Below are 13743 nucleotides of genomic sequence, written 5' to 3' on the forward strand. Positions count from 1 at the left end.
TTTTCTTTTTTGCTATATAGAAACAATAAAGGGGTGTTCTGCTGGCCGTAAGTACGGCTGGCGAACACCCCTTTATTACATATTCATTTATTGTAGCGTCTAATAAGCTGGTGTGATCATTGCTCTTTAAAAGCAGTCGTGTTAGCAGTTTAGCTGGAGCTGTATTTTCTGCTTTTGTAATACCCGGAGCCACTGCGGCTGTCCCGGTATTTCACATCTGAAGAAGAATAGCGCTTGTAGGAACGCTTGCCTGAGGAACTGCTGTGACGTTTATATGAGCGCCTGTCCGAGGAGCTGTAACGTTTGCGGTGAGATGAAGATTTGGAATCGAGAAGTTTGCCGATAATCTTTTTGAACATGAGCTTTCACCCTTTCGACTTCAACTGTTTTAAGCATATACGTGGCTAGATCGGAAGGAGTTTCGATTTTTTCATGGATAATTGTATTCATTGGACAGGAGCTTGGCGTATAATAGGATGTTGCTGATTGCACGGAATTTTTTATTTTGAGTGTTTAGCGTTACAATAGAGGACAGGATAAGATTTTAACGGACAGGAGTAGTTATTATGATTACATTGAAGACCAAAGAACAGATTGAATATATGAAAAAAGCCGGAGAAATTCTCGCCGCATGCCATAGAGAAATTGCAAAGATGATTCGTCCAGGCATTACGACACAGGAGATCGACCAGTTTGCTGAAGCTTTTATGAAGAAAAATGGCGCTACGCCGGAACAAAAGGGATATAACGGATACCAATATGCGACATGTGCGTCGGTTAATGATGTGATCTGTCACGGGTTTCCGGGAAAATATGCACTGAAAGACGGCGATATCGTTACAATCGACATGGTGGTTAATCTAAATGGCTGGCTGGCGGATTCGGCTTGGTCATATGCCGTAGGTGAAGTGACTCCGGAAGCACAACATCTGCTGGATGTAACCAAAAACTCTCTGTACAAAGGCATTGAACTTGCCGTGGTGGGCAACCGGATCGGAGATATCTCCAATGCGATTCAAGTGTATGCAGAAGGTGAGGGCCTATCGGTGGTGCGTGAGTTTATCGGACACGGCATTGGTGAGAAGATGCATGAGGAACCACAAGTCCCTCACTACGGTCCGCCTCATCGGGGTCCGCGTCTCAAGGAAGGTATGGTTATTACGATCGAACCGATGCTGAATATTGGTACGTTCCGAAGTAAGCTGGATTCAGATGGATGGACTGCTCGTACTATGGATGGAAGTCTGTCTGCCCAGTATGAACATACGATTGCGATTACGGCGGATGGTCCAGTGATTTTGACAGCACAATAATAGCCAAAAGCAGCTACAATGTGACGATATTTGCATATTTCAAGGCGGCGCACGTTTGTGATCCGCCTGTTTCGGTTTAAACTATTAAGAAGTGATAACACAGAGCCAGTGGTAAGTGATCTCAGCTGACAAGGGTTAACCTTGCGTCCACTTGGCAACAAGGAGGTAATTTTGGTGTCTTTAAATAAACAAATCGTACTTGCGTCTCGTCCCGAAGGTGCCCCTTCCAGAGAGAATTTTAACTTCATTGATGCACCTCTTCCTGAACCGGAAGCTGGGCAAGTTCTGGTACGTACACTATATTTGTCGGTCGATCCGTATATGCGGGGCCGCATGAAAGATACAAAATCCTATGCTGCACCGTACGCGTTAAATGAAGTGATCAAGGGTGGAGCCATTGGACAGGTTGTGGAATCTTCGGAACCCAATCTGCGCAAAGGAGATCTCGTATCCGGTATGTGGGGCTGGCAGCAATATGCCGCAGTGAATACGGCTGATCTGTCGCTGATTGATACGGAAGAAGCACCAATCACGGCTTACCTGGGTGCGCTGGGCCTGACGGGTCTGACGGCTTATTTTGGTATGGAGGACATCGGCAAACCGAAGGACGGCGAAACAGTCGTTGTATCGGGAGCAGCCGGAGCGGTAGGCATGATTGCAGGTCAGATTGGTAAAATTGTAGGAGCACGCGTGGTTGGTATTGCAGGCTCTGATGAGAAATGCGCTTATTTGAAAGAAAAGCTGGGCTTCGACGTGGTGTTGAATTACAAGAAGGAACAGGATATGTCAGCGGCCATTGAACGGGCTTGCCCGGATGGCGTAGATGTCTACTTTGACAATGTGGGCGGTGACATCTCGGATGCAGTCTTGCGCCACATCAATCGGAATGCACGTATTCCGTTATGCGGTCAGATCTCGTCCTATAATCTGGAGAAACCGGATATCGGGATGCGGCCACAGACGTTGCTGTTAACAAATACAGCATTAATGAAAGGTTTCCTGCTGGGTGACTATACGAAATCCTTCAAAGAAGGCCGTGCCAAGTTGGCGAAATGGATCAAGGAAGGTCATATCCAGTATGAAGAAAACATTGTGGACGGGTTCGAACAGACGCCGGAAGCATTCATGGGCCTCTTCTCGGGAGATAATCTGGGCAAGCAACTGGTTAAGGTTGCAGATCCTGAATAGATATCGAATGGTTTACATGTACAAATTAGGTTGAAAACGAAAAGACACGTTCTGCACACCGAGGGTGCAGCAGAACGTGTCTTTTTTATCTGTAAATCTGTGCGTGGTCTGCGTATGATGACTAGTGTTCGGCGACCAGCACTTCTTTGTAGTGTTTGTACATATATACACGCCAGCGTACAATCATGCCAAAAGCCAGCAGGAAGAACAATCCGCCCGTTTGCGGAATACTTACATATCGCTGGATGACTTCATGCAGGATCAAGCGTACGGCCAACAGTCCAAGCAAGATAAAAGCAAAGCTGCGAGAACGTGTGGCAAAAATTTCTTCACCTACTCGTTCAAACCGTGTACTGCGAATGAGGGGATAGGAGAAAAGGAACCAGCCCACCAGAAACGCAATGAATGCCCAGAGTAGAGGAACATGAGTTGCCGGTACAACAAACATGAGAAATCCTGTGCTCATGCCGAGCGGAGGAATAAGGATTTTGCGAATGGTCACCGGTCTGTGACTGGCTTTCATGCGGATGAAGATGGCAAGCAGTGCCATGACGAGCATGCCCACGGTTGCTCCGATTTGCAGGTAGTACGGACTGATTTGAGCCACGTAGAACTCCCTCTTTCTGGAATAATATGTTATCCGGTGATCCGGAACCCAGTACGAATTGCCGGAATTTTCAGTTCCTATTATATCACAAACGCAGAAAGCCGATAGAAAGCTTAGTGTATCATATACCCGATATGTATTCACAGGGTGTATTTGAAAATTTTGTATTATTGTGCCCGTTGTAAGGCCGTTTATTCGATTAAGGGGAAATCATGCAATGATTGGACAACAATGGATGTATATCAAGCTTATCGGCTCACATCATAGTGGGTGGCTTGCAGGTAATACAGATTGGTTGGTACATGTGGTCAGCCTTGTATGTGCAAGTGTACTAGCTTTTTTGTTGGTTATCTACGGTTTTAACGCATAAAGCGTACTCGGGAACGTGGTCGTATTATATACATTCCCGATCCGATCTGCAGGGTAGAAGTGCCCGGTACATGGCGTCAGCTGTGCAGACAGCGTATCGGTTGGCACATGCAGCTTGCAAGCAGTCTATGGACTCAGCGGAGCATGATCTTCAATCCGGCCTATGGCTGGATGGGAATGGTATCCATCCCGTATTTTATTTTGATCGAATTGTTGGGGCCTGTGATGGAACTGGGAGTGATTTTGCTGTTCATCTCAGGCATAGGGCTACAGTTGGTGGATATTAACCTATGCATCATTCTCGTTCTGCTACTGACCCTCTATGGTTCCTTGTTGTCCGCAAGTGTGGTGATGTTCGAAATATGGTGTTCACGCAAGGCATATACGTCCCGAGAGGTGACACGTCTGCTGTTGTATGCATGTACGGAGACGTTCTGGTTCAGACCGCTGAATAACATATCCCGTATATATGGCATATTGCAGGCTATGGGCTTGCGGAAGGCAGAGGAAAAGGACAGCAGACATGGATTAGAGTAATCTAACGACCGATCCTGACAATACCTTGGAACAGAGCAAGGAGGAATACGCTTCATGAAAAAAAGTTACAGGCCAGCCACGATGTGGACCCTGGCTTGTTTTACAGTGGTATCGGTGGTGCTGGTTGTCCCCTGGATTATGTGGCAATCTCAGGCCCCTGTTCCACTGAACATCATGATTATTGACAAGAGCAGGCCGGACTTGTCCTATCAGGGGCACAAGGGATTGGTCTGGCTGCTGAATCAGCAGAAGATCGTACAGCAAACAGGGGAACACTACTCGTATGAAGAGGATTATTACGGCTATGATCTTCAGGACGGGCTTCCTCGGATGAAGCAATTGTTGCCTGATGAGGTGACGGACACGGATCTGATCTATCTGACGGCGAATCGGAGTAGTCTGTCTGCACACAAGAATGAACGGAAGCAAGACGAAATTTATGAAGGATTAACAATATATGATGTGCAGAAGATTCGCGAGGCTGCGTATAAAGGCGTGACGATTGTTGCCGAATACAGTGCATTGGCGAATACGGCTTCCAAGATGACAAGAGAGCAGCTATACCCCATCTTGGGTGTGGACAGCAGTGGATGGCAGGGGAAATCGGTATCTAATCTGCAAAGTATAGAAGAAGTACCCCGCTGGGTTAGGGCGCACTATGAGCAGCAGGAGAAGAAGAAATGGCATTATCGCGGAGCAGGTATGCTGCTGATACATATGGATGGACAGGTCATGGTACTGGAGAAAGGTCCGGATGTGAAGACAGGCAATATACAGATTGCATTTACACCGGAAGGTAGCGATTGGAGCGGTATAACCCAGGATATACATTACAATGGCTGGTTCGATATCATTGTGCCGCAACAGAATAATTCCATACTGGCCTGGTATAAGACGGATCTTACGGAGACAGGCGAGCAGAAGCTGGTGGATGCAGGAATTCCCGCGGAATTTGCTGCACTTGTCCGCTACGACGACTATAATCGGTCGTATTACATGGCAGGGTCATTCGGTGAGATGAAGCATTATTCCTTCTGGCGCCGAATCCGGGGATGGGAGGTCGTCCGGTCCAAGCTTACGCCAGATCAGAAAGATATTCCGGACATGTTCTACTGGAAGGTGTACGTGCCCGTGATGAAGCATATTTTGAATGAAGTGCAGGATGGACGGCAGCAATGGCCATAGATAGGCTATCGAGAACCGTTTCGATGGAAAGAGGGAAACCAAAGTCCATTCCACCTTTCGAGAGGAACGGGAGATGTACATAATAGAGAAGTGCGTCGTTGTGAGTGGCAAAAGTGTGGTTGAGAGACAGGGCGGATCAAGTAAGGATCAGATTGCCAGGTGAAATGGGACTGGGTAGATTGAATACGTTTCAGACTCTTACCACCCTGAACAATGGGGTATGTAGCTAGATCTGAAGCACCGTACGTAGCGCGTTTTAACGAACTCAGCACATCTTATATGTCCTAATTTGGTACGTTGGTAAATGTAACGAATCACATACGCGTTAAATGAACACAAGCCGATGAAAGATGAATTCAAAGTGGATGTTAATTTGCTAAAAGTCATCGGCGTAACTATAACATTATTACTGTCAAATCTATGGGATGTACCAGTACACCGCAATGCAAAAAGGACTGCAGATTTTTTGCAGTCCTTTTTCATGATGCAATGCGTGGCTTAACTAGTCCTGGTGAAGATGCCGGAGTCCGTGCAGGAAGGCGGATACGGTCATACGCAGACTTTCGTCTGGATCAAAGTCCATGCCGAAGCCGCCCTGTGCCTCAATGGAGGCAAATCCATGGCAGAGGCTGCGCAAACCACGAACGGTGTGCAATGCTTCCGCTTCGGTTAGCGGGTAGGGCTGCAAGCTGTGCAGCAGCAACTCCAGCGTGGCTGTGCTGGCCGCGGCGAGCTGTGGCTCCTCGCGGTCCGGGGCATGGAATGAGGCTTCGTAGAGCCCGGGGTGCTCGCGGACGAAGCCAATGTATGCCGCAGCGATGGCCTGAATGGCATCATCGCCAGTGCGGTCAGCGATAGCCGCGGTTAATGCGCGGCTAAGCTGTTGTACGGACATCAGCGCCATTTCCTGGCGAAGCCCGGGAAGTCCGCTGATGTGGTTGTAGAGCGACGGCGAGCGCACATCCAGCCGCTGTGCCAACGCGGCGAGTGTCAGCGCCTGAAAGCCGTCGCTGTCAGCAAGCTGGGCGGCGGCGCTGAGCAGAGCGCCGCGATCCAGCCCTTGCCGGGGGCTCATAGTTGCCCCCCGGCAAGATCAAACCGCTGCTGTGCATCAGCGGTTGCCGCGCGCATGGCGGCCGCGGGCTGGTGCAGCATCCGTCCGTGGCCTACCGCCAGCACGGACGGTTCCAGCTCCGCCAGGCGCTTCGCGCTGGCCAGAGCCGCTTCGCGGTTCCACGTCGCCAGCGCGGGGAACGGGAAGAGCGGGCGCATGCGGCCGGATACGGCAAGGCCGCCTTGCAGCTGGTACGCGTCGCCAGCGATGAGCACGCGGCTGCGCGTATCGATGAAGGACATATGCCCCGGCGTATGTCCTGGTGAGGCAATGGCGACCAGTGACCCAATCTGGTCACCGTCATCCAGCAATTGGTTTGGCTGGGTGCGCACCGCTTTGGGCTTAGGCACGCCGCCGCGTACCGGGGTTTGTGGCTCACCGGGAAGAAGGGAAGTATCACCCGCCAATAGACGAGCATCCCGTCTGGAGATGAAGATCTCGGCTTGGGGCAGTGTCTCTTTGAGACGATCCAATGCACCAATATGGTCGCTATGCGCGTGAGTCAGAATGATCTTGGTCATGGGTTTTCCAAGGGACTGGGCAGTTGCCAAAATCCCCTTAAGACTGAACGGTATTCCGGCATCAATCAGGGTTAATCCATCTTCCTCTTCAACCAAGTATACGTTCACAGGGAAGAGTCTTGGGAAAAACGTAACTTGAACGACATCAAATTCTCGGGTAATACGCATCGTTAACCCCTCCTTAAAACTAATGGTATTAGTATAATAACTAATGGGATTAGTTTTAGCAATACCTGTTGTTCATTCTATTCAAATAAAAAAAATTTTAAATAATGATGCACTTTACAAAAAAAGCGTTTTCAAATTGAGGATTACCGATTATAATAGTCACGTAAGCCCTTTCATATGTCTATCTTATTGGAGCCCTTCGCGTAGCGAAAGGCTCACTTTTTTGTCTTTTTTAGATTAAAATGAAGACAGGATGTTCATCCTAGCTTAATTGTGTTGATGAGCTGTAAGTATTGGTATAACAGGAAAAATCACGTTTGATCTCCATGCTAGATGAAAGTTGACAAACATAACTGTTATTCATATAATGACAGTTATACTTACCTTGGGTTGGAGTTCATCGGTGTTGTAAGCCGGGAAGGAGTAAGTTATGAACAGCGAATTTACCATAGCGGTGCATTGTCTTGTTTTTCTGTCGATGAGAAATGAGTGTATGGCCAATAGTGAAGATTTGTCCCAGAGTGTGGGTACACACCCGGCCAGAGTCCGTAAGGTACTTAGTGTTCTGCGCAAACATGGTTACCTGACGACAAAGGAAGGTGCTCATGGTGGGTACTTGCTTAGCCGTCCAAGTGAAGAGATCAAGCTGGGAGAATTGTACAGACTGGTAGCTGGTGGTTCACTTGGTCCCAACTGGTGCTCAGGGGAGTCTGGTTCATCTTGCGTAGTATCTTCCAATATGCAGGATGTGATGGGGAACATATATAACGGAGGCGAAGAGGCGCTCAGCGCTTATTTTGACCGTATATCCATTCAGGATGTGAAAGAGCGCATAGGTCATGGGGAAGCGATAACCCTGTCGCTGAATGGATTGCCTGCAAAGGAGAAGTCCTGACGGAGTCCACAACGAATGGTCCTTCCTGACATGGCCTTGGTTTAGTCAGGCATGGTGGACAAGTTATGGCATTGGCGTGTGCTCCGGTGAAAGATCCATTGATGTTCTCAGGCGATTCCGGGCATAACGTGAACACAGATGGGGAGAGATTATCTGCGCTGATGTTATTTTCGGAAGGCAAATCCTTGGTAGAGTAGTATTCTTCAAGATCACCTTGCGAAAGTAAAGAAGTATAAACAAACTAGATTCTGGGGAGTGGAACACATGTCAGGCATTGAAAAAAATGAAACACTTCGCGTTATTAGCGAACGCCATGCTGTCAAAAAGTACGAAAAAGGTTTTGAATTGCCTGAAGCTGATCTCAATGCGATTCTGACAGCAGCAGCGGAAGCACCATCTTCATGGAACCTGCAACACTGGAGATTCCTCGTGATTGAATCCGAAGCAGACAAAGCGAAATTGCTGCCAGTTGCTTACGGTCAAAGTCAGATCGTGGAAAGTTCGGTTACGATTGCTGTTCTCGGAGACTTGGAAGCAAACCGTAACACAGTAATCTACGACCAAGCTGTTGAAGCAGGCGCACTGACTGCTGAGGTTCGTGACGCATTGGTTGGACAGATCAACGGTGCTTACCAAAGCCCGCAAATCGCTCGCGATGAAGCGATCCGCAATGCATCTTTTGCTTCCCAAAATATTATGCTTGCTGCACGCTCCCTGGGTTACGATACATGTCCAATCGGTGGATATAATCCACAAAAACTGATCGAAACATTCAACATTCCTGCACGATTTGTGCCAACGTTGTTGATTACTGTAGGTAAAGCTGCACAGCCAGCTCGCCCGTCAGGACGTTTACCGTTGTCTGAGGTTGTTGTTAAAGGTTCTTTCTAAGTTAGAAAGTTAAATCTGATGATTGCATCAGTGATATAGGTATAAATAACGGTATAATACAAAAGCCGCACTTTCCTGTTAAGGGAAAGTGCGGCTGTTTGGCATACTGCTTCCATCATGAAATGATTACTTCTCAGGTGTTTCAGGGATTTGTGGTGCATGGAACGATTCCATGTACTCGATTGCGTTATACATCATCACTGCTGCTTCGGCACGAGTAATCGTTTGTTTGGGATTGAAGTTGCCGTCGGCATCCAGCTCATTGATTTTGAGAACGAGTGAACGCTGAATGGCACCTTGATACTCTGGCGTAAGTTCCTGTTCGTCGGTAATGTCCACAGGTTTGATATTAATCATCGGCAGACCGCCTTTGGCCTCGATGCCTTGCATCAGGAACAGTGTGAATTGTTCACGAGTAAGCGGTTTGGACGGATCGATATCCTGTGACATCTGAATGCCATTATATTGGGCACGGATAAATGCATCACTGTACCATACGCCATCTTTTACAGTAGAGAAGTAGTCACTTGGTACCGGCATTTTGATAAAACGAATCGTGTCCAGATTCAGATTCAGGCCGTCCGCAATCAGTTGAATGCCCTGAGCAGTATTTAACTCCAGTTCAGGTTTGAACAAGCTGTCGCTCACACCTTTGATGAATCCATCCTGATGGAGAGATTCGATTTTGTCTGCTCCTGCGATACCTTGAATATCCGTGAATTGGACCTGCGCCGCCTTGATCGGTCCTGCACTTAGAGACAGCGTGAGCAGAGCTCCCGCAGTTAATGTAGCAATTATATTTTTTTTCATGATAGGTGCGCCTCACTTTTCCAGGGATGATCCCTTTATATAAAAGTTATTTGCCCCTATAGACGACCCTTCTGTTCAAAAGGTTGCTGGAATTTTCCAACTGAATTCATAATCATTCAGAAGGGGCTAAGTGAAGACACTACCTTAACCTTTGGATTTATTTCGATAATCCGTGGGTGAACGCCCCATCATTTTGCTGAACAGACGGGAGAAGTAGTACGGGTCCTTGAATCCAAGCTCGGAACTGATCTGCTTCACGGTCCAATCGGTAAAATCCAGATAGCGGCAGGAATGCTGAATCTTAAGCCGCAGGAAATAATCGATGGGCGAATGCCCTGTAGCTTGCTTGAATAACTGAGAGTAATGAGGGACAGACAGCCGCGCGTGTACCGCCAGTTCCTTAAGCGTGATTCCATTCTCCAGGTGCTCCAACATATATTGAACGGATTGTTCAGCCGCCCGTTTGCTACTAATGACCCCGCCATCTGTTCCTGTCGTCTCTGGTCCATAAGCGAGCATACCAAGCATATAACCGATAATCTGGGAGGCATACGTCATCGTCTGCATGGAGTAACCCGTCTCTAACGCGCCGTAACATTCATGGAACAGCTCAAGCCATTTTTGAGCCTTGGCCGGGGGCATGGTAGTAATATGATGAGTTAACAAGGGTTCTATGTAGGATAAAGCGTGTTCCCCGCGCAGATGAATCCAGAAGATGCTCCATGGTTCAGCTGCGTTTGCTCCGTACACATGAGGGACATGTGCAGGTAATATAACTAGGTTTCCCGGGCTGACATCATATGTCTTGCTGCCATCCAACGTATACCAGCCTGTGCCTTGGACACAGTACATCAGAATGTGTGATTCACAACCATCGGGACGATCACGGTAATGATGCTCCGCTTCGTGAAAGTAACCGATATCGGTTACGTATAATCCGCACGTGACCGGATAAGCTGCGGTTTCTTGCAGCAGGGCGTCCGGAAGCACAATGAGTTTTTGCATACGAAATCCATCAGATTTACGCTGTAGGGGTGGTCTGTTGTTAGGTCTCATACTTTGTATTATGGTGAGAGGGGATAAGGGAGTCAATGACAGATATGAGAGCGCACACCGGGGTTGTTATCGATTTAGAAAGCCACGTTATAGGACAGGAAGTGAAGCAGTTGCCCGTGAATTGGGTAAGTACATACCAGTGGGAAGAATCAGAACAGTGAATATATAGGATAAGGGAGAGATTTAGATATGGAACCAGTCAAAACACAGGAAACGTTTTTCTATACAGGTACGTATGCTTCAGCGGATGAACCCGGAATATTCCTATGTGCGTTGAATGCGGATACAGGAGAGATGCGAATCGTCAATCACATGGATGGTGTGGATAATCCGTCTTATCTGGCGCTATGCCCGGATGGAAACTGTCTGTATGTGGCGAGTGAGAAGGACGAGGGAGAGGTACTGGTCTATCGGAGAGATGCGGCAACGAGTGAGCTGCACCTGATGGATCGAAAACAGACCAGAGGGGCTTCTCCATGTTATGTGTCTGTCTCCACGGATGGTCAGTGGGTGTTTTCATCCAACTATAGCAGCGGCAGTGTCAATGTATTCCCGGTTGGCGATCAGGGGACGCTTGGTGAGATGAGTGCATGGGTGGAGCACACGGGAAGTGGAATCAACGAAGAACGCCAGGAAGGGCCGCATGCACACTCCATTCAACCAGATCCGTCCGGGCAGTATGCTGTCGTATGTGACCTCGGTCTGGATCAAATCATTGTGTACCGGTTGGAAGAGGGACGTCTGGTTACCCATCGTGAGATGGATCAACCACCAGGCGCAGGGCCAAGGCATCTTGTGTTCCATCCCAACTCGAAGTGGGCATATGTAATCAACGAATTGAACAACACGGTAACGGCATTCCTGTACGATGAGCGTAGAGGGGAGTTCACTACAGTGCAGCACATCTCGACACTTCCAGAAGGGCATAAAGGAGAGGGGACGGCTGCAGACATCCGCGTATCTCCATGTGGACGTTTCCTGTATGCATCCAATCGGGGAGATGACAGCATAGTACTCTATCATATTGACCAGGAGAGCGGTGAGTTGGAAGCCGTAGAGTGGACGTCCACGATTGGGCAGACACCACGTAACTTTAATATTTTGCCTGGTGGGATTCTGGTCGTGGCCAATCAGGACAGCAATAACCTCGTAGGTTTCCAGATCAGTGAAGAAGACGGCCGTCTGACGCATAACGGGTTCAAGCTGGAACTGCCTCGTCCGGTATGTATTGCGCCTGTGGTATAAGGTGTAATACGGTGAAGTAAACGTGGAATATTACATCTGAAAAGTGGTCTATAAGCTGTGAAATCATGGAGAAACACATGGTTTTACAGCTTTTTTTAGTCTTTTAATGCGATTAACTTGAAAATAGTGGCAATTATCACATTTTTTTATTGACCATCGTTCGAACGTTCATTATGATCAGAATATATAGGGATAAAACCTAAAATCTGGATGTTGCACGAAGGGTGGTGCTTTCCTTGGAACCTGCAAATTCAATTCGGGAGCAATTAACCCAGTTTATCGATAAGAACAGCATGACGCTCTCCCGATTCTCGGAAGTCTCTGGCATTAATACAGGCACAATTAGTCGTATTCTACATGGGAATCGTCCCATATCCGTGAGTCAGTTGATTGCGATATCATCAGGAATGGGCGTGGCAGCGGATCATTTTTTTGCCGACTATGTGGAAGAATGTTTTGCTTATTCCGTATCCATGCGGCGGATCAGACCGTTTATTCTCCGAAGTGCGGAGTTGAATCGGCTGGACTGCATTGAACAGATTCTTTATCGGCTACTGGACGACCTGGATTATGCGACAGAACTATTTGAGATGGCTGAACAATTATTTGAACAAAATCAGCGGTCTGCGGCGGCATTGTTATATAAGAGTGTGAGTGAAGTTGAGAAATATCAGCATTCCGAACGGCTTGCGATGTGTCAGTATCGATTGTTTCTAATTGGACAAGGAGAGAACCTGGAGGAAAATCTAAGGTTGGCTATCTTGTTCGAGCCCTATGTTGACCGGTTGGATGAGGGGTACCAACTTGAAGCCTTCAAAGATCTAATCCATGCTTTTGGCTCGGTAAATAAATGGAGCGAAGTTAAAAATTTCGCTGACAAGATGTTACAGTTAGCCAAAATTCAATATAATACAATTAACATTTCGGAACGACAAAATCAGGAGTGGAAACTAACAGTACGGCCACTTTACTTTTATATACTATATGCTTGGTTGATTCAGTCTACGGTATTTGAGGAGCAGGGAGACTATGACAAAGCATTAGAACTTGTGGGGCTTTATGCAAGTGGACAGAGCTGGGTGCGGGAGGACGATGATGAGTCTCGACGTGTGCTGAAGCAATTCGAAGAATGGGCAACGGCTAATAAGTATCTCTATCAGATGTTATCTGGGGATATAAATGTTGTTAAAAAATATGCAAATTACATCACACAATACCCGGATGAGATATTTTTGGCATTACGTTACATCATCCAGGCAGCGAATAAGTTTAACTGGAATATTGATGATATTTTAGAGCGTTTCTCGGATTACATTCCTTTACGTACATACAAGACAGAATTTGGACAATACAATTCTTCAATGATGGATCAAAATTATGCAAAACTTCTAGGGGAATTGGCGATATACTATTTAAACCACAATCGCGATGTTGCAATAAGTCGAATTTTAGAAGGATTGAACTTCTCTATCCAAAAAAATAATGATCTCAATTTCATTAAATATGTAATGGCTTTTCTTGAAAAAAGCTTTAGTAGTGAAAATTTTGAAGACAAGGAAAAACTTAAATTACTAATTAATGAAATGCAGCGAATTAATGCTTAATAGAAGTACTTCAGTTCTGAATCTATTTAGCATATTTAGCATTATGATTAAACTGTAATATGCTTAACGCAGTCGAAGGAGAAATCCTTTGGCTTTTTCATGTACCACCATCCAATTACTAAATTAGACCTATAGATGGAATTATATGTTTAATTTAAAATGAATATATTAAAAGCGCTTACATAAAAAGATAGCGCTACAAGGGCATCGGGCTTACCAAACCAATTGGGGAGGCAATTG

17 protein-coding genes are annotated in these 13743 nt (G+C 46.9%); 11 read left to right on the forward strand and 6 right to left on the reverse strand.

Going from position 1 to position 13743, the window contains the following annotated elements; translation table 11 throughout:
- Nucleotides 1–149 precede the first annotated feature (149 nt).
- The gene (locus tag MKY66_RS02550; protein WP_076215943.1) at nt 150–359 is read right to left on the reverse strand and encodes a hypothetical protein; all 210 of its coding nucleotides are present in this window, start codon (nt 357–359) and stop codon (nt 150–152) included.
- A gap of 207 nt (nt 360–566) precedes the next feature.
- On the opposite strand from MKY66_RS02550, the gene map reads away from it, so the two are divergent.
- Both map and MKY66_RS02560 read left to right on the forward strand, forming a co-directional pair.
- Nucleotides 567–1313, forward strand: coding sequence for a type I methionyl aminopeptidase (gene map, locus MKY66_RS02555; protein WP_076215941.1), 747 nt, complete (start codon nt 567–569; stop codon nt 1311–1313).
- A gap of 174 nt (nt 1314–1487) precedes the next feature.
- Nucleotides 1488–2501 (forward strand): NADP-dependent oxidoreductase, encoded by a 1014-nt coding sequence (locus MKY66_RS02560; protein ID WP_076215938.1) that lies wholly within the window; start codon nt 1488–1490, stop codon nt 2499–2501.
- Nucleotides 2502–2622: 121 nt separating this feature from the next.
- Here the strand turns inward: MKY66_RS02560 and MKY66_RS02565 are convergent, their stop codons facing one another.
- Nucleotides 2623–3108, reverse strand: a complete 486-nt coding sequence (locus MKY66_RS02565; RefSeq protein WP_179088578.1) for a cytochrome c biogenesis protein CcdC — start codon at nt 3106–3108, stop codon at nt 2623–2625.
- A 217-nt stretch (nt 3109–3325) separates the two neighbouring features.
- Here MKY66_RS02565 and MKY66_RS02570 point away from each other — a divergent pair, with 217 nt between their 5' ends.
- The 3 genes from MKY66_RS02570 to MKY66_RS02580 are packed head-to-tail and all read left to right on the forward strand — an operon-like array spanning nt 3326 to nt 5199.
- Complete coding sequence (locus MKY66_RS02570; RefSeq protein WP_179088577.1) at nt 3326–3478, forward strand: hypothetical protein; 153 nt, start codon at nt 3326–3328, stop codon at nt 3476–3478.
- Between the two features lie 59 nt (nt 3479–3537).
- Entirely contained in the window at nt 3538–4014 is a 477-nt protein-coding gene (locus MKY66_RS02575) for a hypothetical protein (protein ID WP_076215936.1), read from the forward strand.
- Between the two features lie 54 nt (nt 4015–4068).
- Nucleotides 4069–5199, forward strand: coding sequence for a hypothetical protein (locus MKY66_RS02580; RefSeq protein ID WP_076215933.1), 1131 nt, complete (start codon nt 4069–4071; stop codon nt 5197–5199).
- A gap of 502 nt (nt 5200–5701) precedes the next feature.
- Here MKY66_RS02580 and MKY66_RS02585 read toward each other — a convergent pair.
- Both MKY66_RS02585 and MKY66_RS02590 read right to left on the reverse strand, forming a co-directional pair.
- The gene (locus tag MKY66_RS02585) at nt 5702–6274 is read right to left on the reverse strand and encodes a TetR-like C-terminal domain-containing protein (RefSeq protein ID WP_076215931.1); all 573 of its coding nucleotides are present in this window, start codon (nt 6272–6274) and stop codon (nt 5702–5704) included.
- Nucleotides 6271–7002, reverse strand: a complete 732-nt coding sequence (locus MKY66_RS02590; protein WP_076215928.1) for an MBL fold metallo-hydrolase — start codon at nt 7000–7002, stop codon at nt 6271–6273. The genes MKY66_RS02585 and MKY66_RS02590 overlap by 4 nt, the downstream gene beginning before the upstream one ends.
- Nucleotides 7003–7432: 430 nt before the next feature.
- Between MKY66_RS02590 and MKY66_RS02595 the strand changes: the two genes are divergently transcribed.
- The 3 genes from MKY66_RS02595 to MKY66_RS02605 all read left to right on the forward strand — a co-directional run bounded on the left by MKY66_RS02595 (nt 7433) and on the right by MKY66_RS02605 (nt 8788).
- Nucleotides 7433–7897 (forward strand): Rrf2 family transcriptional regulator, encoded by a 465-nt coding sequence (locus tag MKY66_RS02595; RefSeq protein WP_076215926.1) that lies wholly within the window; start codon nt 7433–7435, stop codon nt 7895–7897.
- Between the two features lie 65 nt (nt 7898–7962).
- A complete protein-coding gene (locus tag MKY66_RS02600; protein WP_256704329.1) occupies nt 7963–8094 on the forward strand; it encodes a hypothetical protein in 132 nt (43 codons plus the stop codon).
- A 67-nt stretch (nt 8095–8161) separates the two neighbouring features.
- Entirely contained in the window at nt 8162–8788 is a 627-nt protein-coding gene (locus MKY66_RS02605) for a nitroreductase family protein (RefSeq protein WP_076215923.1), read from the forward strand.
- 126 nt (nt 8789–8914) lie between these two features.
- Here MKY66_RS02605 and MKY66_RS02610 read toward each other — a convergent pair whose 3' ends face one another.
- Together MKY66_RS02610 and MKY66_RS02615 are read right to left on the reverse strand one after the other, a co-directional pair.
- Nucleotides 8915–9598, reverse strand: a complete 684-nt coding sequence (locus MKY66_RS02610) for an S-layer homology domain-containing protein (RefSeq protein WP_076215920.1) — start codon at nt 9596–9598, stop codon at nt 8915–8917.
- Between the two features lie 144 nt (nt 9599–9742).
- On the reverse strand, nt 9743–10603 hold the full coding sequence (locus MKY66_RS02615) for an AraC family transcriptional regulator (protein WP_179088576.1): 861 nt from the start codon (nt 10601–10603) through the stop codon (nt 9743–9745).
- Nucleotides 10604–10689: 86 nt separating this feature from the next.
- On the opposite strand from MKY66_RS02615, the gene MKY66_RS02620 reads away from it, so the two are divergent.
- From MKY66_RS02620 to MKY66_RS02630, 3 genes are all read left to right on the forward strand, one after another.
- Complete coding sequence (locus tag MKY66_RS02620) at nt 10690–10815, forward strand: hypothetical protein (RefSeq protein ID WP_256704328.1); 126 nt, start codon at nt 10690–10692, stop codon at nt 10813–10815.
- A gap of 28 nt (nt 10816–10843) precedes the next feature.
- The gene (locus MKY66_RS02625; protein WP_076215915.1) at nt 10844–11899 is read left to right on the forward strand and encodes a lactonase family protein; all 1056 of its coding nucleotides are present in this window, start codon (nt 10844–10846) and stop codon (nt 11897–11899) included.
- A 407-nt stretch (nt 11900–12306) separates the two neighbouring features.
- Nucleotides 12307–13503, forward strand: coding sequence for a transcriptional regulator (locus MKY66_RS02630; RefSeq protein ID WP_339806806.1), 1197 nt, complete (start codon nt 12307–12309; stop codon nt 13501–13503).
- Nucleotides 13504–13743: the final 240 nt, after the last annotated feature.

This window comes from Paenibacillus sp. FSL R5-0766 (genome assembly GCF_037971845.1).
Taxonomy (GTDB): Bacteria; Bacillota; Bacilli; order Paenibacillales; family Paenibacillaceae; genus Paenibacillus.

Coding starts and splice junctions, on each gene's coding strand:
- MKY66_RS02615 (WP_179088576.1), bottom strand. CDS start 10,603: ATGCAAAAACTCATTGTGCTTCCGGACGCCCTGCTGCAAGAAACCGCA.
- MKY66_RS02580 (WP_076215933.1), top strand. CDS start 4,069: ATGAAAAAAAGTTACAGGCCAGCCACGATGTGGACCCTGGCTTGTTTT.
- MKY66_RS02610 (WP_076215920.1), bottom strand. CDS start 9,598: ATGAAAAAAAATATAATTGCTACATTAACTGCGGGAGCTCTGCTCACG.
- MKY66_RS02585 (WP_076215931.1), bottom strand. CDS start 6,274: ATGAGCCCCCGGCAAGGGCTGGATCGCGGCGCTCTGCTCAGCGCCGCC.
- MKY66_RS02550 (WP_076215943.1), bottom strand. CDS start 359: ATGTTCAAAAAGATTATCGGCAAACTTCTCGATTCCAAATCTTCATCT.
- MKY66_RS02620 (WP_256704328.1), top strand. CDS start 10,690: ATGACAGATATGAGAGCGCACACCGGGGTTGTTATCGATTTAGAAAGC.
- MKY66_RS02625 (WP_076215915.1), top strand. CDS start 10,844: ATGGAACCAGTCAAAACACAGGAAACGTTTTTCTATACAGGTACGTAT.
- MKY66_RS02595 (WP_076215926.1), top strand. CDS start 7,433: ATGAACAGCGAATTTACCATAGCGGTGCATTGTCTTGTTTTTCTGTCG.
- MKY66_RS02590 (WP_076215928.1), bottom strand. CDS start 7,002: ATGCGTATTACCCGAGAATTTGATGTCGTTCAAGTTACGTTTTTCCCA.
- MKY66_RS02570 (WP_179088577.1), top strand. CDS start 3,326: ATGATTGGACAACAATGGATGTATATCAAGCTTATCGGCTCACATCAT.
- map (WP_076215941.1), top strand. CDS start 567: ATGATTACATTGAAGACCAAAGAACAGATTGAATATATGAAAAAAGCC.
- MKY66_RS02605 (WP_076215923.1), top strand. CDS start 8,162: ATGTCAGGCATTGAAAAAAATGAAACACTTCGCGTTATTAGCGAACGC.
- MKY66_RS02630 (WP_339806806.1), top strand. CDS start 12,307: ATGGGCGTGGCAGCGGATCATTTTTTTGCCGACTATGTGGAAGAATGT.
- MKY66_RS02600 (WP_256704329.1), top strand. CDS start 7,963: ATGGCATTGGCGTGTGCTCCGGTGAAAGATCCATTGATGTTCTCAGGC.